The 26,149-nt window shown below is 41.3% G+C and carries 18 protein-coding genes; 6 read left to right on the top strand and 12 right to left on the bottom strand.

Annotated elements, in window-relative coordinates; translation table 11 throughout:
* Nucleotides 1-60: 60 nt before the first annotated feature.
* From OSCIL6407_RS0116890 to OSCIL6407_RS0116865, 6 genes are all read right to left on the bottom strand, one after another.
* Entirely contained in the window at nt 61-5,520 is a 5,460-nt protein-coding gene (locus tag OSCIL6407_RS0116890; RefSeq protein WP_019487473.1) for a trifunctional serine/threonine-protein kinase/ATP-binding protein/sensor histidine kinase, read from the bottom strand.
* Between the two features lie 239 nt (nt 5,521-5,759).
* The gene (locus OSCIL6407_RS0116885; protein ID WP_456077487.1) at nt 5,760-6,518 is read right to left on the bottom strand and encodes an SDR family oxidoreductase; all 759 of its coding nucleotides are present in this window, start codon (nt 6,516-6,518) and stop codon (nt 5,760-5,762) included.
* Nucleotides 6,519-6,661: 143 nt separating this feature from the next.
* Nucleotides 6,662-7,783 (bottom strand): 3-oxoacyl-ACP synthase III family protein, encoded by a 1,122-nt coding sequence (locus OSCIL6407_RS0116880; protein WP_007352858.1) that lies wholly within the window; start codon nt 7,781-7,783, stop codon nt 6,662-6,664.
* Between the two features lie 139 nt (nt 7,784-7,922).
* Nucleotides 7,923-9,485, bottom strand: coding sequence for a class I adenylate-forming enzyme family protein (locus OSCIL6407_RS0116875; RefSeq protein ID WP_007352857.1), 1,563 nt, complete (start codon nt 9,483-9,485; stop codon nt 7,923-7,925).
* Nucleotides 9,486-9,492: 7 nt separating this feature from the next.
* Nucleotides 9,493-9,825, bottom strand: coding sequence for a hypothetical protein (locus OSCIL6407_RS0116870; protein ID WP_007352856.1), 333 nt, complete (start codon nt 9,823-9,825; stop codon nt 9,493-9,495).
* 303 nt (nt 9,826-10,128) lie between these two features.
* Nucleotides 10,129-11,826: an HAL/PAL/TAL family ammonia-lyase gene (locus tag OSCIL6407_RS0116865; RefSeq protein ID WP_007352855.1), complete on the bottom strand. Its 1,698-nt coding sequence runs from the start codon at nt 11,824-11,826 to the stop codon at nt 10,129-10,131.
* A 402-nt stretch (nt 11,827-12,228) separates the two neighbouring features.
* Between OSCIL6407_RS0116865 and OSCIL6407_RS0116860 the strand changes: the two genes are divergently transcribed.
* On the top strand, nt 12,229-12,621 hold the full coding sequence (locus tag OSCIL6407_RS0116860; protein WP_007352854.1) for a helix-turn-helix domain-containing protein: 393 nt from the start codon (nt 12,229-12,231) through the stop codon (nt 12,619-12,621).
* 211 nt (nt 12,622-12,832) lie between these two features.
* A complete protein-coding gene (locus tag OSCIL6407_RS0116855) occupies nt 12,833-14,128 on the top strand; it encodes a bifunctional folylpolyglutamate synthase/dihydrofolate synthase (protein WP_007352853.1) in 1,296 nt (431 codons plus the stop codon).
* A gap of 116 nt (nt 14,129-14,244) precedes the next feature.
* On the opposite strand, the gene OSCIL6407_RS0116850 is transcribed toward OSCIL6407_RS0116855, so the two are convergent.
* The 6 genes from OSCIL6407_RS0116850 to OSCIL6407_RS0116825 form a co-directional block, all read right to left on the bottom strand.
* A complete protein-coding gene (locus tag OSCIL6407_RS0116850) occupies nt 14,245-15,897 on the bottom strand; it encodes an ABC transporter substrate-binding protein (protein WP_007352852.1) in 1,653 nt (550 codons plus the stop codon).
* Between the two features lie 216 nt (nt 15,898-16,113).
* Complete coding sequence (locus OSCIL6407_RS0116845; protein ID WP_007352851.1) at nt 16,114-17,655, bottom strand: adenylate/guanylate cyclase domain-containing protein; 1,542 nt, start codon at nt 17,653-17,655, stop codon at nt 16,114-16,116.
* Nucleotides 17,656-17,922: 267 nt separating this feature from the next.
* Complete coding sequence (locus tag OSCIL6407_RS0116840) at nt 17,923-18,825, bottom strand: GGDEF domain-containing protein (RefSeq protein ID WP_007352850.1); 903 nt, start codon at nt 18,823-18,825, stop codon at nt 17,923-17,925.
* Between the two features lie 17 nt (nt 18,826-18,842).
* A complete protein-coding gene (locus OSCIL6407_RS0116835) occupies nt 18,843-19,187 on the bottom strand; it encodes a slr1659 superfamily regulator (protein ID WP_007352849.1) in 345 nt (114 codons plus the stop codon).
* Between the two features lie 42 nt (nt 19,188-19,229).
* Nucleotides 19,230-19,808, bottom strand: coding sequence for a DUF6272 family protein (locus tag OSCIL6407_RS0116830; protein ID WP_019487469.1), 579 nt, complete (start codon nt 19,806-19,808; stop codon nt 19,230-19,232).
* A gap of 503 nt (nt 19,809-20,311) precedes the next feature.
* On the bottom strand, nt 20,312-20,944 hold the full coding sequence (locus OSCIL6407_RS0116825) for a VWA domain-containing protein (RefSeq protein ID WP_007352847.1): 633 nt from the start codon (nt 20,942-20,944) through the stop codon (nt 20,312-20,314).
* A gap of 392 nt (nt 20,945-21,336) precedes the next feature.
* Here OSCIL6407_RS0116825 and OSCIL6407_RS0116820 point away from each other — a divergent pair, with 392 nt between their 5' ends.
* The 4 genes from OSCIL6407_RS0116820 to OSCIL6407_RS0116805 all read left to right on the top strand — a co-directional run bounded on the left by OSCIL6407_RS0116820 (nt 21,337) and on the right by OSCIL6407_RS0116805 (nt 26,130).
* The gene (locus OSCIL6407_RS0116820; RefSeq protein WP_007352846.1) at nt 21,337-22,389 is read left to right on the top strand and encodes a hypothetical protein; all 1,053 of its coding nucleotides are present in this window, start codon (nt 21,337-21,339) and stop codon (nt 22,387-22,389) included.
* A gap of 556 nt (nt 22,390-22,945) precedes the next feature.
* On the top strand, nt 22,946-23,335 hold the full coding sequence (locus OSCIL6407_RS0116815) for a DUF2358 domain-containing protein (RefSeq protein WP_007352845.1): 390 nt from the start codon (nt 22,946-22,948) through the stop codon (nt 23,333-23,335).
* 42 nt (nt 23,336-23,377) lie between these two features.
* Nucleotides 23,378-24,550 carry a TRC40/GET3/ArsA family transport-energizing ATPase gene (locus OSCIL6407_RS0116810; RefSeq protein ID WP_007352843.1) on the top strand — a complete coding sequence of 391 codons (1,173 nt, stop codon included), beginning with the start codon at nt 23,378-23,380 and terminating at the stop codon, nt 24,548-24,550.
* Between the two features lie 281 nt (nt 24,551-24,831).
* On the top strand, nt 24,832-26,130 hold the full coding sequence (locus tag OSCIL6407_RS0116805) for an RNA-guided endonuclease InsQ/TnpB family protein (protein WP_007352842.1): 1,299 nt from the start codon (nt 24,832-24,834) through the stop codon (nt 26,128-26,130).
* Nucleotides 26,131-26,149 lie beyond the last annotated feature (19 nt).

Genomic DNA, 26,149 nt, shown 5'->3' with positions numbered 1-26,149 from the left:
AAAGCCCGCAGAGAATATACAATTTAAATGCGCGACAGCTTATCATGCACTAAAAATTATTTAACTTTTGGGCAAAGTAATGATAAATTCGGTGTAATTTTCAGGTTCAGTTTGCACTTCCAAATTGCCTCGGTGTTGTCCAACAATGATATCGTGAGTGATGGATAAACCTAAACCTGTTCCCTGTCCGGGAGGCTTGGTAGTGAAGAAAGGGAGGAATATTTTTTGTTGATTTTCCTTGGGAATGCCGATGCCATTATCACGAATGCGAATTTCTATTGCAGTGCCTAGATTTTTAGTGGTAATAGAAACAGTGGGAGTGAAATCTGAAGTCATTTTAAACTGTTTAATATGCGAGGCATAACAAGCATTATCGATGATGTTAATTAAGGCGCGGCTGAGGTCAGAAAAGGCGACATCTAGTTCTTCAATTGATTTGTCATAGTCGGTTTCAATGGTAAGATTAAAGGTTTTATCTTTGGCACGAATGCTGTGGTAAGCTAATTGTAGGGCTTGAGCGACGAGGGCGTTGATGTCAGTTTTTTGGCGGTTACTGCCGTCGCTGCGAGCGTGCAAGAGCATACTTTGAATAATGCTGTTAGCGCGTTGCCCTTGTTCGTTAATTTCTGATACGTTGCGCTTAAGATAAGTCAGGTTTTCATTAATTAATTCCAGGGATTCTGAGTCTAAATTGTGGGATTGGCGGTCTATTTGTTCTGCGATTTCAGATGTTAAGTCTTCTGAGAGAGTAGCAAGAGAAGTGACGAAGTTGAGGGGGTTGCGAATTTCGTGGGCAACACCTGCGGTGAGGGCTCCAAGGGAGGCGAGTTTTTCTGAGGCTACTATTTGTTTTTGAGCTGTTTTTAATTCAGCAGTTCGTTCTTCAACTTTCTGTTCCAGGGTTTCCGAATATGCTGCAAGTTGTTGGTTAGCTTGTTCTAAATTTTGATTGAGCTGATTGACTTCTGCATAAAGTTTGGCATTGGTAATGGCAATTGCAGCTTGTCCCGATAGCATTTGTAAGACTGTGAGTCTGTCAGCGGTAAAGGCAACGGTTGTCAAGTTATTTTCGAGATAGATAATCCCTGTAAGTTGACCTTGATTGAGCAGGGGCGTACACAAGATTGATTTGGGCTGATTTTGTTGAATGTAGGGGTCTTTTTTGAAGATTCCTTCGTGGCTGGCATCGTTTAAAACTACTGTTTCTTTAGTACGGGCAACATAGTTGATAATCGCGGCTGGAACTGCATTTCCTAGTAAAGGAATAGAAGTATTTTCCTCTTCTGGTTGTTGAGGATTGGTCAATACATTGAGGTCGTTACCTTCCACGATACCGTTGGCTGAAATCACCCACTGATTCTCACTTTGGTTAGATGAAAAAGTTGGTTTGGTGAGCAATGACCCGCGAGTAGCGCCAGCATTTTCTATGAGAATGGTCATTAATTTACCTAGCAGTTCGCTGAGAACAATTTCCCCAGATAACGCCTGCGCTGCTTTCATAATTGTACCCAGGTCAAGTGATGTTGAATGGTCGGAAGTAGAGGTTGTTGTCCGATTTGAGGTGGTTGTGCTAGTGGGGTCGAGGCTGCTAGTTTCAGGCTGTTGCGTGCGGGAGATGAGATGGGGATATGTTTCTTCTAAGTCTCTGACTTTGGCGATAGCTCCCCAGCGAATGTAGCAGTAATAGGCTTCGGTCATGTAGGTTTTGGCGACTTTTTCTCTACCGAGGGCGAGGTAAAATTCGGCTGCACGTTCGTTGGCGAGGGCTTCTTCTTGGATAAATCCTTGTTCTTTGGCTCCGTTTATGGCTCGTTCGTAGTAGGTTATTGCTATCTCATTTTGTCCTAATACTCGCGCTTTTTCTGCTTCTACGAGTTCGTATTTGTGTTGGAAGTTCATGGGGGCGTGACTTGCCCAGGTTTTCATTTGTTTTTGATGGGTGGCTACTTGTTTCAGGTATTGTTTTTGTTCGGTTTTGGTGGTGGCTGGGTAGTGGGCGAGGATGGCTAGAGAGTAGTAAAATTTGTACTGAACAAAAAACAATGAACCACTTAAACTTTGTTGGTAATTCTCTGCTGATTGACCTGCTCTCACCGATAAGAGAAAATCTTTAAATAAATATAATACAATCACTTTGGCTATATAAATGTGCATTATCCCCGTAGGATTATTGGTTGCAATAAATACTGCCAGAGTTGTTTCTTCATTAAAACTGTCGCTTATTAGCAATTTATTATCACTAGCTTTTCTTAAAAGATTGAGCGTAAACTGATGCCATAAATTTATGATAACACCAAGAAACTCTTCTTTTAACTTTACTATTAAGTCAATGTATTCTGCTTGCTTTCGAGATAAATTATCTAAATTAACTTCCGTAAAAATACTATATGTGCAATAGTTAGTAGCACATTGGCAAGCGTAATGAATGTCTCCATTTAACAAACCGGCTTGGAATCCCTCTTCTAAAGATTGACGAACATTTATAATTTTTTCTTTCCAAATTATAACAAAAATATTAAACATCATGTAAACTTTGGCTTTGAGTTCTTTGGCGTTAAATTTATCTAATATTATTAAAGATAATTTACCAAATCGATACCCCGACTCTATGTCTCCTATAGCCGAACATAAAATAATGCTATAAGCTCCAAATATGTAAGCAGATAGAGATGAATTGCCATACTTTAAAGCAATATCCATCATTTTGAATACCATGAGAGGAAAAAGGAGAGGATTGACGCTAAAAGTAGCTGGCAGAACATTAATTAATATTCTCACAGCCGCAAGTTGATAGGGATCAGTCATTAAAGGAAGATCGATTAAATCTTCTAGTGAATAGCGCTCTAGCTTGAATTTTATCAAAATATAATTAAACATAATATTTAATTTGTTCGGCTGATTAGGCAAATCAATTTTTAACATTTTTAATATTTTTAAAGCTATATCAAGAGCCTTTTGCGGTTGATTTTGAGAATAATAAAAGCTAATTTTAAATTCATAAGCTTTGACTTTATCTAAAAGACTGTGAATTTGTAAAAACACAATTTCAGACAGTTTTTCCGCCCGCTCAAAATTAGTATTTAGATATTCTAACTCTAACGCTTCCAAATGAATATTTTTTGTTAATTCATAGTGACTTTGCCAGCCTGATTCTGGCAGAAGCTCTAAAGCCACATTCAAATACCCAATAGCTGCTTTATAAGCGGTCGCAGTTTTTGCTTTCTTTCCGGCTTTTAAATTAAAATTAGCTAGCTCTTTTTTTTCCAATTCAGATACGATAAACTCTCGTCCGATATTTACTTGATTGACAATATCGAAAATATTTTCTTCAAGATTTTCGCTCGGCGTATTTTTCCACACCAATTGACCGATTTTCAGGTGAGTTGGTTTTCTGCCTGCTTCTGGAATTAAAGAGTAAGCTGCTTGTTGTACTCTGTCGTGTAAGAACTTATAACCCACTCTCGATTTATCAAACAACAACTCGTTCTTATCATCTGGTTGAAACAATAAAGCTATTTTATAATCCTGATTTAACGGTAAAATTAATCCGGTTTGCAAAGCCGTCCACAAATCCTCTGCGGTATCGTGAGAAGATTTCTCATTGACAATCGCCAAAACATCCAAATTAAATCGGCTACCAATACAAGCTGCTAATCTCAGAACTTGCTGGGTATTATCTGGCAATTTACGAATATTCCTAGCTACCAGTTCGACTACATTGAAGTCGGTAATTCCTAAGCTTTGAATCTTCTCAATGCTCCACTGCCACTGATTTAATTCAAAATTAAAACTTAATGATTTTTCAGAGGCTAAAGTTTTAAATAGCTGCGTTAAAAAAAATGGATTTCCTTGAGTTTTATTATATAATAATTCAGATAGCTCGAAAATGCGGTTGCCGTTTATAGCAACCTCGCTCAAGGTATCGCCTACTAACTGACTGACATGAATAATATCTAAGGGTTGCAACACAACATTATTCACAGGAGAACCAGCTTTCTCAATTTTTTCTAAAGTTTGAATAGTCGGGTGAACTGGACTCACTTCATTATCTCGATAGGCACCAATCATTAACAGGTAATGATTATCCGAGTCCGTCATTAACTGTTCGATTACATTTAGAGAAGCTAAATCTGCCCATTGTAAGTCATCAAGAAACAAGACTAGGGGATGCGAGGGTTGAGCAAAAACGTAAATGAATTGCTGAAATATACGATTGAAACGGTTTTGGGTTTCTGTAGACCCTAATTGAGAAACTTCAGGCTGTTTGCCGAGAATTAGTTCCACTTCTGGAATAACGTCAATAATAATTTGCCCATTTTCGCCTAAAGCTACAAGCAGTTTCTCTTTCCAAACAGCAATTTCGTCATAATTTTGTGTCAATAGCTGCCGAATAAGTTCTTGCAAAGCCTGAGTAATAGCGGCATAGGGAATATCTCGCTTAAATTGATCGAACTTACCGCTAATAAAATATCCCCTTTGCCGAACAATTTGTTTGTGAATTTCCTGAATTACGCAAGTTTTGCCAATGCCAGAATAACCAGAAACTAGCATCATTTCGCTTTGCCCTAAGCTGACCCGCTCAAAGGCTTGTAAGAGAGTTTCCACTTCCGCTTCCCGTCCGTATAGTTTTTGCGGAATCAGGAATTGTCCAGTTTTATCCACTTTACCCGGAATAAAGTCTTCAATTTTTCCTGTTGTTTGCAGTTGCGTCAAGCATTCTTCTAAATCAGCTTTTAATCCCAAAGCACTTTGATATCTATCTTCAGCATTTTTAGCCAACAATTTTGTGACAATATTCGCTATGGTTATTGGTAATTCTGGATTGCGTTGGTGGAGTGGAATGGGGTTTTTTGCAATGTGGCAATGTATCAATTCCATTGGATCTAGTGAATTGAAAGGCAATTGACCCGTCAACATCTCGTAGAATGTGACACCCAAGGAATAAAAGTCAGTGCGATAGTCAAGGGTGCGGTTCATTCTCCCAGTTTGTTCTGGGGACATATAAGCAAGAGTGCCTTCAATGCAATTGGGATTCATGGGGCTTTGGGTTTCTCTTTCCAAGCTGGTAGCAATGCTGAAGTCTATAATTTTTATTTGCTTGGTTTGGGGATTTATAATAATGTTTTGCGGTTTAATATCTTTATGAATTACGTGATTCTGGTGCAGTTGGGCTAAAATTTCTGCTATCTGAATAGCAATATTTAGGAATTGTTTTAATTCAAGGTTTTCTGCATTGACAAATTTTTTTAATGACTGAGAGTCAAAGTATTCTAAAACCAAAACTAAACTATGTTGGTAGTTCGTTATTTCAATCGGTTTAATAATTTTTTCTATCTTTAAACTTTGAAGGATATTGTATTCATGTCGGAGGCGGGCGATTTCTTCTAGGGTGGGATAATCTGCTCTGAGAGTTTTGATAATTACGGGAGTATTATCTGAGGATCGTTCGGCTTGATAAATAACGGTTTTGAAGCCTTCGTAAATGGGTTGAAAAAGTTGGTAGCCGTTGAGTTTTAGCATAATTTTAGATGTGCAATTTTTTGATAATCAGACTGTCGAAAGTAAAAACAGCACCCATATAACCAATAAAAGTAGCACAAATTTATACAAAAATTATGTGATATAGAATACAGCATTTTCAGATAATTGAGGTAGGAATATGAAAGTATAGTGCTAGATAGCATAGATTTGTTAAGAAAAATGTATACAAAGACAAGAGCGACTGTTAACAATCGCTCTCGGTTTTTGGGGCATTTTCCCTACTGCGCGGTGTATCCGCCGTCAATCACCATGTTATGCCCTGTAACAAACGAAGCTTTTTCCGAACATAGCCACGTAACAGCATTAGCAACCTCCTCTGGCTGACCGATACGTCCCACAGGATGCTGTGCTTCTATATAAGCAAGTTGGTCTATGGGGATATTCATATTTAGAGCCTCAGTCTGGATGGCTCCTGGACTAACAGCATTGATGCGGATGCCAGACTTAGCATACTCCATCGCTGCGGTTTGGGTTAAAGCAATAATCCCGCCTTTGCTAGCTGAATAGATAGAAAAACCAACCAAGCCAGTAATTCCAGCTATAGATGCTATATTCACGATAGCACCGCCTTGTTGGAGCATAGCAGGGATCTCATATTTGAGACAAAGCCAAGTTCCTTTAAGGTTTACATTAGTTATGCGATCCCAATCTGATTCTAAAAGAGTTGTAATCGAACCTCCTACAATTACGCCAGCATTGTTACAGGCGTAGTCTAAACGACCATAAACTTCCACAGTTTTGTCAACCAATGCTTTTACATCAGCCTCCTGAGAAACATCAGTTTTCACAAAAATAGCCTCCCCTCCTCTTTCACAAATTTCATGGACTGTTTGTTCCCCTTCCGCAACTCGGCGACCAGCAATTACTATATTTGCTCCAGCGCTAGCAAATGCGAATGCTATTGCTTTGCCAATACCTGATGAACCTCCAGTAACAAGCGCAACTTTTCCATCGAATTCTCTTGAGTAGAACATCATTAAACTCCTTATTTTTGATGAGTTAAAATCTGGATGTGTCGAGAGTAAAAATATTTTTTTTTATTGATTACTCCCCCGACAAGCAAAGAATTACCACAAAACATTACTTATTCAAATGGTAAATTCTTTACATTAGGACGCGATCAAACCATTACTGCTGCCGGAACATTGATGAAGCTTGGCGATGGAGTTGGCATGGGGCCTAATGCAACTTTCCCCCAGCGGATAACCATTGCAGCAGCATTACCCACAAAACCATGAGCGTAAACAAGAACCAAATCACCCTCGTTAATTTTTCCTAGCTTTGCTGCATGATGCAAAGCAACTACAACCGAAGCTGTAGAAATATTAGTATAGTGAGGGTAAATATTGATTGTTTTCGCAGGATCAATACCTAACTCTTCTACGCAGAAATCAACGTACCATGCTGTCGCAGCATAAAAAATAAAGAAATCGATTTCCTTCAAAGTCACGTCAGCATTTTCTAAAGCACCAGTACAGCACTTACGAAAGTATTTCGTGAATAATTCTGGCATTTTTTTACCAGCTTCTTTGTTTGCCCGAACCATGAATACTGGTTGACCTTGAACGTCAGTTGTGAGGTCTGCGGAAACAGCCCCACACGATTCTTTAGTGTTGATAATTTCTGACCCAATAAGTCCTTGATTTGCTTCAAGTTTACCAACCAAAAAAGCACCTGCTCCATCACCGGAGAAGATAGAAAAAGCTTCTCCCTTACAGAATCGAGAGTATGTGCATGAAACTACGACCAAAATATTTTTGTATCGTCCAGATGCAACTCGCAAGCAAGCATCTTCAAGAGCAAAAAGTGAACCAGCACAGCTTGAACCGAGATTGAAAGCCGGACATTCTAGGTTTAATTGCTTTGCTAGATAAGCTGCATTTCCTGGAATAATATGATGTGGAAACATTGAGGAAACAATCATTAAATCAACATCCCAAACAGTCAGATTTGCTAATTCAATAGCTTGTAAAGCTGCATTATGTTCAAGAGTTAATGAAGTCTCATCACCACTAATAATCCGGCGCTCAATACTACCTCGAAAAGGATCGGATACGTATGGGAGCATCGTCTTTGTCCAGGCATTCGTTTCAGCACCTTCTACAGGTGTAAAAGCCTTGGAAAAACTTGCTTGTTTTGTTGTATCGAAGAGTTCTGGATAGTTTTCTAAAAAGTAATTATTTCCAATAACTTCTTTTGGAAAGCTAACAGCTATTGATCGAATACCTACTGATTGAGACATGACAATGTAACTCGTTTTGAAATTGTAAACTTTTGTGCAATTAAGAGTAGGGTGTCTAACCGCGATAGGTTAAAAATTCGCAGAGCATAACTCAAGGTAAGACACCCTAAAGAGTTGGAAACCTGACTAGGATAGGAGCTTAATTATGCGCCTCGCGCAAAACTCGCCTCAAAACCTTACCCGTCGCATTTTTTGGAAGCGCGTCAACAAACCGGACAAGGTGAGGAACCTTATAAGCCGCTATCTGTTTCGAGCAGAAAGAAATCACATCCTCTGGCGCTACAACTTGCCCATTATTAAGGACAATATTCGCCAAAATGCTCTCGCCTTTAACCTTGTCAGGAACGCCACAGATAGCCACTTCCGCAACCGCTGGATGTTGAGAAATTACCCGCTCCAATTCACTCGGATAAACCTTAAATCCCGAAACATTGATCGTGTCCTTCAAGCGGTCAACAATGTAGAAATAGCCCTCTTCATCCATCCGACCCAAATCTCCAGTATGAAACCAACCATTTGACATAACTTCGGCAGTTTCAGCAGGACGGTTCCAATAGCTCGACATCACATTCGGGCCGCGAATAATAATCTCGCCAACTTCTCCGACATCAACTTCTGAACCCTCAGTATCCACCACCTTCATTTCCACATTATCAATTGGCATCCCAATCGAACCAGGCTTATATTTCAAGTAATGGTTGTAACAAGAAAAAGGCGAAGTTTCCGTCAAACCGTACCCTTCATGAATCACCAAACCATACTGTTCTTGCCACTGCTCTACAACTTCCAAAGGCATTCTAGCAGCAGCGCTAAAATAATAGCGTACTGAGTTAAAGTTGCATTCATCCGGCGACATTTCTAACAGCTTGGCAAAGGCAGTCGGGACTCCAAAAAACATGGTAATCTGCTCTGAAACCGTTACCTTCAAAACTTCTGCTGGATAAAATCTGCGCTGCAAAATGATAGTCGCACAAGCATTTAATCCCGCATTTAGAATGAAATTCTGACCGAAACAATGGAACAATGGTAAATACAAAAGCAACCGATCTTCAGCCCTCATACCGCAGCAGTGCTTGACAGAGTGCATATTTGAAGTCACATTGCCATGAGAAAGCGCAGCTCCTTTAGGAAAACCAGTCGTCCCCGATGTATAGATAATTGCAGCGGGTTCTGTAGGTTCCATTTCAACAGCTTTAGCTTCTGCTGAAGCTAAAGCTATCAGTTGTAACAAACTGATTTCTTTACAACTTAAACTCAGCTTACTTCCATAAATATGAGAAGAATGATTGACAACCACACTCGGCGGCTTAATAACTCCATCTTCAGCAATCAAAATGTATTGAAGATAAGCTAAATCATCATCAGGCACTTGTATTCGCAATGATTCTGTCGCAATTACTATCTTAGCAGCACAGTCATTGAGAATAAACCGAACTTCATCAGTTTTGAGCATCGCATTGATAGAAACTGCGACAGCTCCAATCTTTAAGATGCCCAGATAAGAGATGACAAATTCAGGAATATTAGGCAGGAATAGAGCGACGCAATCTCCCCGTTTGATCCCCAATCCTTGCAAACCATTAGCAGCACAGTTTGCCAATTGATTTAGTTGCTTGTAACTAAAAGATTTACCTTCAAAAATCAAAGCCGTTTTCTCAGGAAAAAATCTACACCCTCTCTCGATATGCTCTGCAATATTCATCCCTATTTTATCCTCGGTAAAATTGCTGCCAAACAATAGGTTTTGTGTTCATGATTTGGATGCACTGGTGCACCATTGCTAAGGCAAATAGAAAACCACTAACTAAAGCCTTTGAGTAATGTTTATTTTCTAACGAAACATCCCGCATACAACTAGGATTAATTGCCTGAGAAATTTGTTGCCAATCTCTCGGTTCAAGTTGATAAATTTTGACGCACTGGCGCACAGTATCAGTCAAAAAGTGTTGGTGACTTGGAAATCTCTCTGCTTTTTTAGTGGGATAAATATCTAGCTGAAAAGCAGTTTCAGAGATATTAGCTGAAATATTGTGAGTAACCATTTTTGTGCCTTTCTAGTTAATATTCAACAAGTTCAACAATCCTTTACAGCCGCAAAATTGCGAATGCTTGCGTAAAAGACAAGCAGCTCTGAAAAAGTTAAAAATTTAACTCTTTATTACGCCATTTTGCAGGCTATTCTTAGGTACAAATGGATTGTTTTATGCAGGAAGAGGGGAAAAAAGAATAAATAGGTAAGTGCAACTTAAACTAATGTTAAACCTTCAGTCTACTAGGGATTAAAACCCCTGGTGGCTTTCAGCTTAAGTTAACACCAAAACTTCTTCCCCTTCCCCTTCCTCTTCCTACTTCAAACTTGATAAAATTTGGTTCACAGCTTGTACAATTCGTCCTTCCTGTGCAATGTCAGCAGCAATCATGGCAATGTGTATATCCAAAGATTGCTCGTTGTCATTCCAGATGTAAGATCGATCGACATTAGGCGGCTGTCCTACAACTTCGCGCACAGCTTCATATAGCGGTAAGCTAAGTGGCGACAAACATTCCCGCGCGTCATAGTGACCCGCAACTTCATGGGTTCGCAAGTCAACAGCTTGGACGGCAAACATTAGGGAAATTGCCATATATTGCTGGAACAATTCAATTGAGCGACGAGCTAAATTTGCTGAAGCGAATCCTTGGCTATTGATATTCTGATTGAATTGTTCCGCGTGAGTGGGAAAGCGGTCAGCAATTGAGTTTCCGTAAAAAGTCAATAGTGGCATAATTGAGTTTCCAGCTATTTGCAGACCTTTTAATCCCATGTTGACCTTACGGCTGGTGTTGCCAACCAAAGAAGGCGACAAACCATTATTAAATTCAGGTGCAGCTAACAGCGCAATTTGCACATCCAAATGCTTAGCCAGCAGACCTAAAAGATAGCGCAACCTATCCATCCCAACGCCAACATATTGCCCTAAGAAATTGCCACCGTGATAGCTAGCTTGATTCTCAGTATCGATTAAAGGGTTATCAGTAACAGAGTTAACTTCAACTTCAATCTGTTGGGCAATTTCTGCAATTCCATCCACAATCGGCCCTATGTACTGAGGCAAACAACGCAGTGAATAACGGTCTTGTATCGGATGCTCGCCGCGAGCATCATGCTGCCCATCTAACTCATCTCGATTCAAGCAGGAACCTGCGAGGAGTTCAACCATTTGGGAAGCCGCCCACACTTGACCAAAATGAGGTTTAAGCTTGTGAATGAAGGGGTGAAAAGATTGATTTGTCGCGCCTAATCCTTGGATCATCAAAGCATGAGTACCCATTGCTAAGGCAAGCATTACTTGCGAATCCCGAACGCAGTTGGCAGCAATGCCAGTCATTACAGATGTACCATTAACCATTGCTAACCCTTCTTTGGGTCGCAAATCAATTTTTGGTAAATCTAATAATTCCAGCGCTTGAATTGCTGACATTTCTCTGCCATTAAAATCCACAGTAAAACTGTCATCTAAACCTATTAATGCCCCTGTGATTTGCGCTAGGGGAACTAAATCCCCGGAAGCGCCAATGGAGCCCAATTCACAAACGTGAGGCGTAACTCCTGCGTTGAGAAATACGATCATCCGTTTAATTAACTCCAGCCTAATTCCTGAAGCACCTTGGAGGTGGGAGTTAATTCGCAAGAGCATGGCGGCGCGGACGCAAGCTGTGGGCAGCTTTTGCCCTGCCCCAGCTTTGAGAAACCAAATCAAATTGTTTTGTAAACTTGCGGCCTCTTCAGGTGCAATCTCTGTATTGGCCATCCCACCAAAGCCAGTGGTGACTCCATAAATTGCTTTTCCCGACTCCACAGCATCCGTAATGTAATCGCAGGATGCTTGCACTCGTTCCGCAACATCGCTTTCATCATTCAACCGCACTCTGGTTCCACAGCGGGCAACCCTGGCGACTTCCTCTACACTTAGCCGTCGGTTCCCGACAATTACCGCACTCAAATTAGGCTCAAGCCATTGCAGTAATTTTTGAGAAATCGGCTCAGTTAAGTTTGTTGACATTTTATAGCTCCCAAATTCATAGACACTGTGATTAAAATCACACTCAACCCAAAAACACAATGTTAGTTTGACTCTAAGGACAGAGAAATATGACTCGAAACCATACTCTGCCATTTGTATTCAAATCTTCTACTTCCTTTCGTAAAACAAGCAGCAGCCATTAAACATCTCCGATAATGAGTCTGCAAGCCTTATTGAGTCTAGGCTGAAACTTAAAATTCGGTTGATGCTTATTGTTCTCAGGGAAAAATAAAACTGCGCCGACACTACATTATGCGGGCAGAGTTATAATTGATTGAGTTATTAAAGCTGTTTGGCTGTTACTGGTCTCTGTTAATCAGTAACCTAAGAACGATACCACCGTTAAAGGCTAATCATAGATTTTTGTCACAAAACGTTACAATGATTTCCGAACTTTTTAGGGTGACTATTGAACGCTACGGGATATCTGGGAAACAGTTATCCAAGTTTTCAGGCGTTAGCGAGAATCATATTTCAGAGTTTAGGCGGGGGAAGACGGGCATCTCTACTGAGGTGCTGTGGAAATTAATCGAGGCAATGGACGAGATTAAGCCGGGAGCCCGCGCTTACTTCTGTGCCCGGCTGACGGGGGGAGAGGGATTTGGCAATGGCAGCCAGATGTCAGTGCCAAAGCAACTAGAGTCTTTACTAGATATGCAGAACTTGGTTGATAGTCTCTCTGACGACAGTTTGGCCTTGCTGCTGATGGTAGTGGCAGCGCGAATTAAGAATGGTGTTTCCTCTCATGGGAAAGGTTTGGAGCTAATTGGCTGATAATTTTACCGCTAGTTTGTCCTGGCAGTAATTTACCAGCCCTTGCCTAATTAATCAAATTATTGCTGAAAACGGATTAAGATAGATTACCCCGATCGACTGATTTTTTGTCCGCTCTTAAAATCAGTAAAATCCTTTAATTTATCTTAATCCGTAAATATTTAGGAATTATTTTTCAATTGGGGCAGTAGTTTGGTAAAGAAGTGCGATAATGAAAGTAGATTCTATCCTCAAACCCTATCAACGCTTCGGTGTAAATCTCGGTCTAGACAGAATTCAACAACTCTTAGATAAATTAGGCAACCCTCACCAAAAAATCCCTATTATTCATGTCGCAGGTACAAATGGCAAAGGTTCCGTTTGTGCCTATCTTTCTTACATATTAACTGCCGCAGGCTATGAAGTTGGTCGCTACACTTCTCCCCATTTAATTGACTGGAATGAACGCATCTGTATCAATCAAAAACCCATTTCATCAGAACAATTAGAAGATTATCTTTTACAAGTAGTAAACGTTGTTAATAATAAAGATAGTGAATCTCCTACCCAATTTGAAGTATTTACCGCCGCCGCTTGGCTATATTTCGCCGAAAAAGAAGTAGATATTGCCGTCATAGAAGTTGGGTTAGGCGGAAGATTAGATGCAACTAATGTCTGCGAAACTCCTCTCGTTTCCATCATCACTTCCATCAGTCGCGAACACTGGCAAGTTCTCGGCCCAACTTTAGCAGATATTGCAGGTGAAAAAGCAGGTATTCTCAAACAAAATTGCCCTGCTGTCATCGGACAATTACCTCTAGAAGCTAAAGCAGTTATCGAAAAACGCCTTGAACAATTAAACTGTCCTGCTATCTGGCCAAAACCTGCATTAGATTTAGGAGAAAATTGGGTAGAATATCAGCCAGAACCAGATACTAACATTAATTTACCAACACCTGCGATCGCAATTAAATACCCTTTAACACTATTAGGGGAAATTCAATTAATGAACTCAGCCCTCGCGATCGCAACTTGCCAAATTCTCCAGCAACAAGGGTGGAAAATTTCGGAAACTGCTATCCAAAACGGGATGGAAAATACTAAATGGCCTGGTCGTCTGCAATGGACAACTTGGGGAAATCATAAACTATTAGTTGACGGCGCTCACAACCCAGCCGCTGCTATCGCCTTACGTCAATATGTCGATACTCTAGCTCATTTATACCCGCAAAAAAAGGGCAAATCTTGGGTAATGGGTATGCTTTCTACTAAAGACCATGCTGATATTTTTAAGGCTGTGTTGGCAACAGGCGATCGTCTTTATTTAGTACCCGTACCTGACCATAGTTCTGCTGAACCAGAAGAGTTAGCCAAGTTAGCTTTAAGTATCTGCCCAACATTATCTCATTGTCAAACTTATCCAGATTTACTCACAGCTTTAGATACTGCGATTGGCGAGGATTTAACTGTCCTTTGTGGTTCTCTTTATCTTATTGGCTATTTCTTTCAGCAGCAGGAGCAAGATTGACTGTTAAATATTAACTATAGCTTGTAAGGTGGGCGATCGCCGCAAATGATATATGGGTAAAGTATAAGCTTGTTTGCGGCTAGCGCCCACCCTACGTTTAACTTACTACGTTTAACTTACTGCTTACCAAGCAGCCAAAAGGGAAAAGATTGTGTTGGTTCTAGAACAACACCAGTCACACCTTTTTGAGCAAAAACATAATCCTTATCTTGCCATAAAGGAATGAACGGAACATCTTTAGCTAATATATCTTGAATTTCGCCAAAAATAGCTTTGCGGGTGGCGGGATTCTGCTCTTGTCGCTGCTTAGAAATCAGTTGATTCACGCGATCGCTATAGTAAAATGAACCCTGACCCTGACTCGCTCCCTCTTGACATCCCGCCGCCGCTGAGCCTTTACTACAACTCAGAAATGGCTGAATGTAATTGTCAGCATCAAAGTAGTCAGCAACCCAATCCACTAAAGCAGAAGGATAAATCCCTTTATCCAGATTTTGAAACAAAGTGGGAGCTTCTACACCATTAACTTCTATTTGCAACGCCCCATCTAATTTTTGTTGAGCAATTGCCTTCAGAGTATTCGCCACCATTGCCCTTTTGGAAGAAGCGGAAGGATACCAAATTTGTAGTTTTACAGGATTAGCAGCCGAGAACCCAGCCTTCTTCAAAAGTTCTTTTGCCTTAGCTGCGTTAGCCTCTTGATACTGTTCTTTAAAAACTGGCTTTTGTACATCAAATGTGGTAGGAATTAGGCTATAAAGAGGTTCCGCTTGTCCTCGCAATACCCGTTCGTTAAGCAATGGGCGGTCAATAATTGTGGCGATTGCCTGCCTTACTGCTAAATTATCCAAAGGTTTAGACTTGAGGTTGAGTACCATATAACTCACCGTATTACTTTTAGCTGCGATCGCCTGCCAATTGCCTTTTTTACCTCTCTCTTCCAAGTTACGAATTTGGTCAGCATCTAGAGACAAATAAGCCACATCTACTGCACCTGTACGAAAAGCATTAAACAAATTTGCAGGCGTAGAAAGGAACTGAACGTCAATTCCTTTATTGGCGGGTTTATTCCCCCAATACTTATCAAAAACATCTAATTTTAAAGAATCGCTACCATATTTTGCTAGCTGATAACGACCCGTTCCCACAAAAGTATCCGGTTTAAATTTACCCGGGCCAATTTCGTAAGCTTTAGGAGAAATTGCACAAGCACCCGCAAATCCTAGTAGGGAAGGAAAAGCAGCAAAAGGTTGTTTCAGCTTAATTGTTAACTCAAATTCACCAGTGGCCTTAATAGATTCCACAGCATCAGCTAACAAAAATGCTGGACGACCTCCATTTTTAATAAATCGTTCTAGAGAAAATACCATTGCCTCAGCATTGAATGCCGTATCATCATGGAAAGTAACGCCTTGACGTAGTGGTATAGTATAAGTTAAAGCATCGGGACTAATTTTAGGCATTGCTGTTGCTAATTGTGGAATTAGCTTAGTAGTTCCCGACTCGTAAGTGTAGAGGCGATCGCCCAAATTGTAAAGCAATCCACCTGATATTTGTTCATAAGCATCAGCAGGATCGATCGTCCGCAGTTTCAGCGTTGTACCAATTGTAATTCTTCCCGTTCCCGCCTCTGTATTTGTAGAATTAACTGATTGAGTTGCCGACTTTCCGCAACTCACAACTAGGAAGCAGCAAAGGCAAAATATACCAATAAATTCTAATATACCAATCCGCTGAATTTTAAGCTTAGCGGTGTAATTTTCTAACATTTCTTTTATACCCATCAGATCGTTTTTAACTTTATTAGGACTAATATCCGTAACGCCGCCCTGGCCGGTATCTTTAACCGCCCAGAGGGCGGCGTTACATCATAACTATGTAAGTCTTGACTTTAAATATTACGATGATTATGGCACTTTGCACAACACTTTATTTTTTATTTTTTAACAATCCAGCAGGGAAAACTTTTTTGCCCTTTACCTTGCCTAAAAATCTTTGAGTAGGGATCGCCAATCTCGACACCGTTTTAGATAAATTTGAGACACCCGATCTTCAGGGTTTTTTTGCAAACATTCTTCAAACAGTTTGCCCGCCTCTCTCACGCTCTTCTGATGGTAAAGCAACATAGCTTCCTCATATCTTTTCAAAGTTCCTAACTTACCTTCTCGAACTTCTGGGGGGTCAGAATCAAATACTTCGTACACTGTCACAAACTCTGACTTCCCCTTAACCTTTACTTGGTCAACGATACGGATAGAATAATCCGCAGGATTATGTAAGCGCGAAAATGTTTGGTTAGAAATTAACATTTGCACCCCGTACTCTTTCGTCAACCCTTCAATCCTAGATGCTAAATTAACAGCATCACTAATAACTGTACTGTCCATCCGGTTTTGTCCACCCACAGTACCTAGCATCAAAGTACCTGTATTGATCCCCACCCCAATTTTAATCGGCACGTAGCCCGAATTTTGGCGCTGTTGATTGTAATCTGCCAGAGTTTGCAGCATCGAAATTCCAGATTGAACTGCACCATCTGCCTCGCCATTAAATAGAGCCATAATTGCATCGCCAATATATTTATCAATAAAACCATTATTTTCAGTAATTGCAGGCTCCATTCGACTGAGATAAGCATTAATAAATTTAAAATTTTCTTCTGGAGTTAAAGTTTCTGAAAGCGAAGTGAAATCACGAATATCAGCAAACAGCACTGACATTTCCTGCTGTACTTGATCTCCTAATTTGACATCAACAATGCTTTCATATCCTAAAAAGTAGAGAAATTGGTGAGGAACAAACCGCCCGTAAGCATCGGTTAGTTCTAATTCGGCATCTAGAGCTTTTTCCAAATTCAAATTTAGCTCAAAGAGTTCGTTAGTGAACCTTTGGCGCTCAGCTTCTGCTTTTTTGCGATCGCTAATGTCTTGAAAAACGGAAATCGCATAGATCACTTTACCATTGCTATCAAATATTGGCGTTCCTCTACTTTCTAGAGGTATAATCAGATCGCCTTGGTGGACTTCTATATCATCAGCCATTGAGGTTTCGCCATTCAAAGCCCGCGATATTGGCAATTCTTCAACGGGGTAAAGATGAGGGCTATTTGCGACATAAAGTTGATAAATGTCGGGTATTTTGTAAACTGTAATTGATGGCACAACTCCCTTGCCAAGTAATTGCACGGCGGCGCGATTAGCGTAGTAGGGTTTACCAGTAGCATCCAACACAGCTACTCCTACGGGTATTGCTTCCAGAAACTGAGCTAACTTTGCCTCGCCTTCACGTACCGCCTCTAATGCTTTATCGTGTAACTCGGCTTCAACACTATCGGAGTGTAAGGAGGTAGTTTCCAGCAAAATTTCCAAGTCAGTTTTTTCCCTTTTCAGGTTTTCTACTTCTTGGCGCAGTTTTTCTATCTCCAAAAGTAGCTCTTCTTTAGACAGTTGTTCTTCCTGCATTGTCTTGGAATTTGCGCCTTGACAAAGATTATATATGTCACTGTAGTTGGTGATACACCCTACCATAGTTTCTATTGGTATGAAGTTAGAGCAGAAGGCAAAAGCCAGAAGCCAAAAGCCAAAAGGCACAGGCTAAGGTGGAAGGCACAAGCCAGAAGGCACAAGCACGGGCTAAGGCGGAAGGCACAAGCACAGGCTAAGACGGAAAGCAGAAAGGAACATTAGTTATTTATAAGGGTAAAAGGCTTTAATTATCTATAACGCCAGAAGGAAAATGCAATAAAAGCAATGGTTGGAGCAATTAAGAAGATTTTCCTGACCTTGGCGGTTGCTTTAAAACCTAGATCTAGCCGAGATAACGCGATCGCGCCCTTTAGCCTTGGCGCGGTAGAGAGCCACGTCTGCTGCTTGGATCGCTTCCGCACCAGTTTTACCATGCTCTGGAAAACAAGCTACCCCCAAAGAAACAGTAATCACGTCAAGAGACTGACCGTTATATTTTACATTTAACTGCTTCACACCTTGGCGCAGTTGTTCAGCACGTTGGTAAGCATCTTCCAAGCTACTCTCTGGCAAAACCAGGACAAACTCCTCACCTCCGTAACGGCAAACAATTTCTGAATTGTGGACGCACCTTTGCAAAAATAGGCTCAATTCTTGCAGGACAAGATCGCCTGCATCGTGACCAAAAGTGTCGTTAAAACGCTTAAAGTAGTCAATGTCGAGCATAATAATGCCCAAAGATTGCTGCGCTTGCGTGGAGCGCTCGATCTCCCTTGTCAGGAACTCCTTCAAGTAACGGCGGTTAAAAAGACCAGTTACCGGGTCGCGAATGCACTGATCGTGCAGTAAGTTTTCCAGAAAGTCGCCGTGTTCCCTCATTGTTTCTAAAATCATTTCCATGTCAGCCTTGTCTGTACTGACAGTTACCTGAACAGACTGAAGTTCTGCTTGAGCCTCCTTCATCGCCGCTTGTGCCCGTTCGCGTTCTGCAATTTCGGCTTGCAGTTGTTGATGGGATTCATGCAGTAAAACTTCTACAGCATCAGCGCGGGCACAGGTTGCCTCCAGCAAAATATCCAACTGCATCTTTTCGGCTTTGATCTCTTGGAGTTCCTGGCGCAGTTGTTCTATTTCCAGAAGCAGATATTCTCTGGATGGTGGTTCTTTTGACCTGTCTTCCAGTCTTTGTGCATTGACAAAAATACTCTGATGCCGAAAGCCTGTACTAGCCATACGCCCTCTCAAACTTTCTATTTTAATTCCAGCTCCAAGGTAGGCATCAGACGTAGTAGATTCCGCAAAGACTTTCCTTGCCAGGGGATTGACTGAGAACCTTTAATCTGCATCTGAACGTTTCCTTTCTGACGCACCTTGATCGCAAACTTCGACAACATACTGATCCCAGAACTGTTGAGAAATTCTAGTTCCTGCAAGTTCAGCACAATTTTGGGTGGTTCTGAGTCAGCAACATCGTTGAGCAACTGTACCACAGGCGCGTACTCTTCCATGCCGCTGAGCCGGAGAGCGCCTTGTAAAATAATCGTTGCAGTTGCTTTATCGTAACATATACGGTAATCTTCGGTCTTGATCTCCATCCGTTTAAAGTTCCTTGTAAATTTAGAGGTAGCTTAAGTAGCCTATACTGTTAGCTGCACCATTGTGGTTACGGCAATAACTTCTGGGTCTTTTTGGACAGTCTCGAACTTCCAACCCAGCTTAGCTTCATAGTCGTTGATCATAGTCAGTAAGCCTAAACCAGAAGCGGTACAGTTTTCGTCAGCAGCATTTTTTTCTAACTGGTAAATGTATAGCTCATTTGGATCTGATGTAGTTAACTCCTGAATGTAAGCCTGAAATTTATCAACGGCTTGGGGAGGGATGCTGTTAGTCATTAGAAATGCTACTCTACCACTTTCTAGGTGGAGGCGAATACTGATCGGATACTGGCAGGTTTCGTCGTTAAATTTCATGGCATTTTCTAGCAATTCATTGGCAACATAACTGATAGCACTTTTGACCTGCACTTGCTTCTCGATACTAGCAGGTTCCTGTTCGTTTCCGGGAAAGAAAGTTGCTAAATAATCGGCAAGAAAATCAGCAGATAAACCATTATTTCGCCATCGCTGTTTTAGGGGAAACGAACTGGGAGAAAATCCGATGATCAAGTATTCTTGTGTGAAAGGCGGCTCCTCGAAGTCGCCAAATATCTGAATCATAGTTGCTAAATCCGAATTGTGCTGCTTATTTTTGCTTACGTACCACCAAAGTGATGTCATAATAGACCTTATATTGCCCGATATGTTGTCGTAGGTCATCAATTACAACATATCTGATTTCAATAGCCACGCGGCAAGTTGTGTTTGATTGCCTCAATTAGCTACTTGACGTTGTACGGGGCCTCATTAAGATTTTCAGCTTCGATAATGCCATCAGTGAAGATTACTCCCACATCCCCTGCCTTTAAGAACACTTTAACTTTTTCACCGAAATAGGCAATACTTCCAGCTCGATGGGAAAGCCTAAGTCTATGGTACCAATATTTAAAATCTTAAACTGAACGTCAGTTGACGCTCTCAGAAAGCCTCAGCTAGCAACACCTACATCCCTTAACACCAAAGACTGATTCGATCCCTCCCCTGAATATAGAGGATATTCGGTCGTGCAGAGTATATTTTAGCTTAGTACCCTTCTCAACTCGATCGCAGTTGCAATTGAGATACTAATCAACAATGGCATTGAGTAGCACGTCAGTCAAGGACATATCTTCCATGTGTTCTAAGGTGACGGTGTTGCAGATGTCAAATTTAGCGCCAGCACTCTGCAATTGATCGTCCAAGATTTTGAAAAATTCTGTTGCTGTTTGATTGGAGCCTACTTGAATTAGTGAAATTGCGAGTTCTTCATCTCGCTCTAACTGATTTGAGGCATCAATAATTATCTGCTTTACTGATTGAGGATTGTTGACTTCACCGGATGTGACTACTATAATTGTTTCTCCGTTAGCTTTGGCGCGTTCTGTAGCTCGACGCTCAAAGTAGTTATCTGTAGCATCTTTTAGAGCTGGGGCTAGCTTGGTTTTGCCAGATGGCTGATTTTCTTGGAATATCTGGGCAACTTTACTAGCAGTGGTGCTGTCGTAACGTTTAAAATCATCTGCGAATAGGTAAAGGGTGATGCCATCAGGATCGAATTGTTCGCATTGAGCTGCTAGTGCTAAGGCGGACTCCTGCATGACATCCCAGCGACTTTTACCGTCTGCTTGGTCTGAGATGGACATACTTTGGCTTTTATCTACGATCAGGGTATAGTCGCGATCGCGCAAAGCTGCGCCGCCTTCGAGTAAAGCGTCCATCTGTTAATCTCCAATGATGATGTTTGATATTTAAGCTATCAGTTATTGGAGTAGTTTGGAGGATAAAATTTGTGATGAAAATTTGATTTGTGGCAACGAGGGGGGTAGAGGTGGTTACAGTTATACCCCGATCTGGCTTAACCCCCTTTGTTGGACATGATCGTCTCAGTTAAGTAGAAGCTAAAAGTTAGAGGGGTTTTAGTTATCTAGGAGAGCAGGAATAATGCTGATACAGGGAGCTTTTTAGCCATTAGTATTTTACTCTAAATTATAAAAATTTACGGATCTTTATTTACGATTGCGGAACCAAATAGTAAGGTGGTGAAGTCTAAAGCTGTGTACATTGTGTGAGTTGTGTGCTTTCTGAGTGCGGCGTAATGCGGAGGCTGGCTATGAAAAAAAATCCCCAACATCCCTGGAAAAATGCTGAAAAACAACCTGAAAAGCAGCCTAGTCCGTTTTTCTTAGCTTTGCTATTGACGGGAATTCTAGCTTTAGAAATGTATCCAGTGTTTATACAGACAGCAAATGCTGATGCTGGCAATTTACCGTCCTCATATCCACAGTCGGAAGAGAAAAATGAGTTAGGGCAAAATGAATTTCAGGCTCCGCTGGTGATGCCAAAAGCAAGCGATCGCGGACTTTTACCCCGTGTAATTTTAGTAAGTGCTAAGCGATCGCCGGAAAACCCGGAAGTAAATAAATTAAATTTAATGTCTGTAGACCCTGAGTTGGCGCAAGCTGGGCAAAATGGTGCTAATCAATTGCCGGCGCAAGTTGCGAGTGCTGTTCGTCAAGATTTGTCCAAGGAAACTGGGATTGCTGCGGGACGACTGAAAATTACGGAATTCAGCCGCCAAACTTGGCCGAATACTTGTTTGGGACTGCCTAAAAATGATGAATTGTGCGGTCAAATGATGGTGGAAGGTTGGCGAGTTGTGCTGTCTGACGGCCGCCAAACTTGGGTTTATCGTAGCGATCGCACAGGAAAAGTTTTGCGTAGAGAAAATCAAGCTAGTTCGCTTCAACCTGTGAAGATTCCGACTGCACAATTACCGCCGCCTTTGACAAAAGGTATGGTGTTTCGGGCGATCGCCAGTGGTGGTTTTACGGGCCGCACTTATGAAACAGTGCTGATGGAGGATGGCACTTTGATGCGCGTACTGGCGGGGCCGGAAAATGCCAATGATTCTGGCCGTCAGGTTTTCAGGGTTTCCATGCAGCAGGTGAAACAGTTTCAGGAGTTGCTCAAACGGCAGCAATTAGCTCGTTTTAATCAATTGAATTATCCAGCGCCAACGGGGGCGGCTGATTTTATTACCGTCACTTTTACGAGTACGGCGGGTACAACTCAATACGCGGATATTGTTCGCGATCGCTTACCGAAACCTTTGCAGGATACAATTGAAGCTTGGACTCGAATTACTCGTGTTACTCAAGTTTAATTGGTAATGGGTAATGGGTAATGGGTAATGGGTAATGGGTAATTGCTAATTGCTAATTGCTATAGCAATCCTAAATCATTTGTGAATTTCTTACTCCCTCCCCTTAGCAAGGGGAGGGTTGGGGTGGGGTAAAAAATTTACGATTCATTTAGGATTGCTATATAATGGTTGTTGAACATTTTTGATAGTGAAAGATAGAGCAAATTGCAGGTTGATAAAGTACAACCCAGAAACCGGGTTTCTTTATAGTTCTCCCTTACAAATCGGTTTTTACACAAGAAACCCGGCTTCTCTGTACTTCACTTACCAGCAAAATTGTGCTAAAAATCAATAACTATAGGACTTATGCAAAACTATCTGTAACGCCCTGCCATCCTGCGATCGTGCGTAAGTCCTGAACTAACAACTAAGTAGGTGGACATAAATAAATGCTATAAATTGTAAGGTGGGCGCTCGCCGACAAATATTTATAGCTATGAAAAACATCTCTTGAGGCGGCGAGCGCCCACCCTACGTTTAATTATACCTGACCACTTAACAACTAACTCTTAACAAAATGGATATAATTGAAATACTAAAAGAAGATTACAAGAAATTTCCCGCCGCTCAAACCTATAGCATTTATGCAGAAAAAGTTTACTTTCAAGACCCGATGAATCGATTTAAAGGCATAGATCGCTACCAACAAATGATCGGGTTTATGAGTACGTTTTTTAAGGACATAAAACTAGATTTACACAACATTTCGCAGGTCGGAGATCGCATAGAAACACGCTGGACATTAAGCTGGACTGTTCCCGTACCCTGGCAGCCAAGAATTGCGGTTCCAGGTTGGAGCGAACTCAAGCTTAACACCGAGGGCCTGATTAGCTCTCACATCGACTACTGGAACTGTTCCCGCCTTGACGTACTCAAACAACTCCTGTTTCCCGTAAAAACCCGCTAAAGTAAAATTATGTAAAGAATTCTCAGACGGGGTTAACAATTCATGCGCTTAATTTTGATGACGGGGAAAGGCGGAGTCGGCAAAACCTCAGTGGCGGCTGCTACTGGCCTCCGCTGCGCCGAATTGGGATACAAAACCTTAGTGTTGAGCACTGACCCGGCTCACTCTTTAGCAGATAGCTTTGATATGGATCTCGGCCACGAAGCACGACTGGTACAGCCGAACTTGTGGGGAGCTGAACTCGATGCTTTGATGGAATTAGAGGGAAATTGGGGAGCCGTCAAGCGCTACATTACTCAAGTTTTGCAAGCGCGGGGTCTTGATGGCATCCAGGCTGAAGAATTAGCGATTTTGCCAGGAATGGATGAGATTTTTGGCTTAGTCCGCATGAAAAGGCATTACGATGAAGGCGAATTTGATGTTTTAATTATCGATTCGGCTCCTACTGGTACGGCTTTGCGACTATTAAGTTTGCCAGAGGTTGGCGGCTGGTACATGAGAAAATTTTACAAACCGTTGCAAGGTCTTTCTGTTGCACTCAGACCTTTAGTTGAACCAATTTTTAGACCAATTGCGGGTTTTTCTTTGCCGAATAAAGAAGTGATGGATGCACCTTATGAGTTTTACGAACAGATTGAAGCTTTGGAAAAGGTTTTAACTGATAATACTCAAACTTCAGTGAGATTAGTTACCAACCCCGAAAAGATGGTAATTAAAGAATCATTGCGAGCTCACGCTTATTTGAGTTTGTACAATGTAGCAACAGACATGGTAGTAGCAAATCGGATTATTCCCGATGAAGTAACAGACCCATTTTTTAAGCGGTGGAAGGAGAATCAGCAGCAATATCGGCAGGAGATTCACGATAATTTTATGCCGTTACCTGTGAAGGAAGTACCGCTTTATTCTGAGGAAATGTGCGGTTTGGCGGCTTTGCATCGGTTGAAGGAAACGCTTTATGGTGATGAAGATCCGAGCCAAGTTTATTACAAGGAAAATACAGTAAGAATTGTTCAGGATCAGAATCAATATAGTTTGGAACTGTATTTACCGGGAATTGCCAAGGATCAAATTAAGTTGAGTAAGTCAGCGGATGAGTTGAATATTACGATTGGCAATCATCGGCGGAATTTGGTATTGCCGCAAGCCTTAGCAGCGTTACAGCCTGCTGGTGCTAAGATGGAGGATGATTATTTGAAGATTCGGTTTGCTTAGAGGTTTTGGGTTGAGGAGATATGCTCTGATAGGTGCGATCTCCTCATATTTTTTTATAGGATCTTGGCAGTTGCTATAGAATTAATAGTTTGGATGAATAAAGTCAAAAAAAACAGAAATTCCAAGCGCGATCGCACTTGGAACTCGCAACTTTTAATTTTATAAGAAATACCCTGAAAACCCTGCGACTTTAGTCCAGGGATGAAAGGGCGAGGGAGACTTTAGTCTCCCAGTTAGATATTTCTAAATATAGTACAATTAATCAAAGGAGGTTGAAATTAATGTATGCAGTGCAAAAAGATGTTTGGCATTTAAAGGGACTTGACAAAACCATTGTCGAGCAAATCTTAAGATGGTCAAATAATCTGTTTAATGTCGGCACTTACGAAAGTCGGCAACAGTACTTCAAAGACCAAGGTGCAATTAAATACCCAGACCTGTACAAAATTGCCAAACCCAACGAGAATTACGGTTTACTTTACTCGCAAGTGGCTCAACAATCCCTCAAATCTGTTGCTGAATCCTTTAGCTCTTTCCGAGCCTTAGAAAGGTTAGCCAAGAAAGGAGAACTTAATCAAAAACCGAGATTGCCCAAGTACAGAACCAAGGGAGCAATGTACCAAGTTTCATACCCTGGGCAAGCCTTGAAAGTAGTCGGTAATCGGGTGAGATTACCTCTGGGAACTAAAGGGAAAGAACACTTTGGGACAGATGCTCTCTGGGTGACTTTACCGGAACGCTTGAAAGATTGCCAGATTAAAGAACTTCGACTAATCCCTAGAAATGGCAAGGTTTGGGTCGAATTTGTACACGAAAGTCTAACCAAACAAGCCCCTAGCTGTAGCTTGGAAGTAACGGGAATTTTAGGTATCGATCATGGCATCAATAACTGGTTAACTTGCACTTCTAGTAATGGCAAGCCATTTATTATTGATGGTCACAAATTGAAGTCTTGGAACCAATGGTTGAACAAGGAAAAAGCACGGGTACAATCAGTACACGATCAATGTAAGCTACCTAAAGGTTTTTCGTCTCATAGACTGCAACAGTTGTCAGAAACTCGCGCCAGAAGGATGAGAGATGCCGTCAATAAAGCAGTTAGAACCATCATAGATTATTGTGAAGATCGCCAAATTAACGTCCTAGTCTTTGGTTGGAATAAAGGACAGAAACAAGAAGTCAATATGGGAGGTAAGACTAACCAGAACTTTGTCCAAATACCGACAGCTAAAGTTAAAGATAGGCTCAGGCAAGAGTGTGACTTAAGGGGTTGGCGATTTGTAGAGCAAGACGAATCTTACACATCAAAAGCCAGCTTCTTAGACCGAGATTTACTGCCAGTGAAAGTTGGTGAAAAACCCGACAATTGGCAACCGTCTGGTAAAAGAATTAAACGAGGTCTTTACCGTTCTAGCACTGGGTTGTTAATCAATGCCGATGTTAATGGCGCGGCAAATATCATCCGAAAATCAAAAGTAGCCATAGACTCAATTATTATTGAGCGAGTGAGTAGTGGGTTGTTGACAAACCCTTTAAGAATTAAACTTTGGCGGGATTCATCCCCCAAAGTTTCTCCTTAAGAATCCCCGTGTCTTTAGA

It is taken from the genome of Kamptonema formosum PCC 6407 (assembly GCF_000332155.1).
Taxonomy (GTDB): Bacteria; Cyanobacteriota; Cyanobacteriia; order Cyanobacteriales; family Microcoleaceae; genus Kamptonema; species Kamptonema formosum.
This window is presented reverse-complemented; position numbering and strand designations above follow the sequence as displayed.

Excerpts from the sequence above, each read along its gene's own strand:
- OSCIL6407_RS0116890 (WP_019487473.1), bottom strand. The coding sequence starts at position 5,520 with ATGCTAAAACTCAACGGCTACCAACTTTTTCAACCCATTTACGAAGGC.
- OSCIL6407_RS0116885 (WP_456077487.1), bottom strand. The coding sequence starts at position 6,518 with ATGATGTTCTACTCAAGAGAATTCGATGGAAAAGTTGCGCTTGTTACT.
- OSCIL6407_RS0116880 (WP_007352858.1), bottom strand. The coding sequence starts at position 7,783 with ATGTCTCAATCAGTAGGTATTCGATCAATAGCTGTTAGCTTTCCAAAA.
- OSCIL6407_RS0116875 (WP_007352857.1), bottom strand. The coding sequence starts at position 9,485 with ATGAATATTGCAGAGCATATCGAGAGAGGGTGTAGATTTTTTCCTGAG.
- OSCIL6407_RS0116870 (WP_007352856.1), bottom strand. The coding sequence starts at position 9,825 with ATGGTTACTCACAATATTTCAGCTAATATCTCTGAAACTGCTTTTCAG.
- OSCIL6407_RS0116865 (WP_007352855.1), bottom strand. The coding sequence starts at position 11,826 with ATGTCAACAAACTTAACTGAGCCGATTTCTCAAAAATTACTGCAATGG.
- OSCIL6407_RS0116860 (WP_007352854.1), top strand. The coding sequence starts at position 12,229 with ATGATTTCCGAACTTTTTAGGGTGACTATTGAACGCTACGGGATATCT.
- OSCIL6407_RS0116855 (WP_007352853.1), top strand. The coding sequence starts at position 12,833 with ATGAAAGTAGATTCTATCCTCAAACCCTATCAACGCTTCGGTGTAAAT.
- OSCIL6407_RS0116850 (WP_007352852.1), bottom strand. The coding sequence starts at position 15,897 with ATGTTAGAAAATTACACCGCTAAGCTTAAAATTCAGCGGATTGGTATA.
- OSCIL6407_RS0116845 (WP_007352851.1), bottom strand. The coding sequence starts at position 17,655 with ATGGTAGGGTGTATCACCAACTACAGTGACATATATAATCTTTGTCAA.
- OSCIL6407_RS0116840 (WP_007352850.1), bottom strand. The coding sequence starts at position 18,825 with ATGGCTAGTACAGGCTTTCGGCATCAGAGTATTTTTGTCAATGCACAA.
- OSCIL6407_RS0116835 (WP_007352849.1), bottom strand. The coding sequence starts at position 19,187 with ATGGAGATCAAGACCGAAGATTACCGTATATGTTACGATAAAGCAACT.
- OSCIL6407_RS0116830 (WP_019487469.1), bottom strand. The coding sequence starts at position 19,808 with ATGATTCAGATATTTGGCGACTTCGAGGAGCCGCCTTTCACACAAGAA.
- OSCIL6407_RS0116825 (WP_007352847.1), bottom strand. The coding sequence starts at position 20,944 with ATGGACGCTTTACTCGAAGGCGGCGCAGCTTTGCGCGATCGCGACTAT.
- OSCIL6407_RS0116820 (WP_007352846.1), top strand. The coding sequence starts at position 21,337 with ATGAAAAAAAATCCCCAACATCCCTGGAAAAATGCTGAAAAACAACCT.
- OSCIL6407_RS0116815 (WP_007352845.1), top strand. The coding sequence starts at position 22,946 with ATGGATATAATTGAAATACTAAAAGAAGATTACAAGAAATTTCCCGCC.
- OSCIL6407_RS0116810 (WP_007352843.1), top strand. The coding sequence starts at position 23,378 with ATGCGCTTAATTTTGATGACGGGGAAAGGCGGAGTCGGCAAAACCTCA.
- OSCIL6407_RS0116805 (WP_007352842.1), top strand. The coding sequence starts at position 24,832 with ATGTATGCAGTGCAAAAAGATGTTTGGCATTTAAAGGGACTTGACAAA.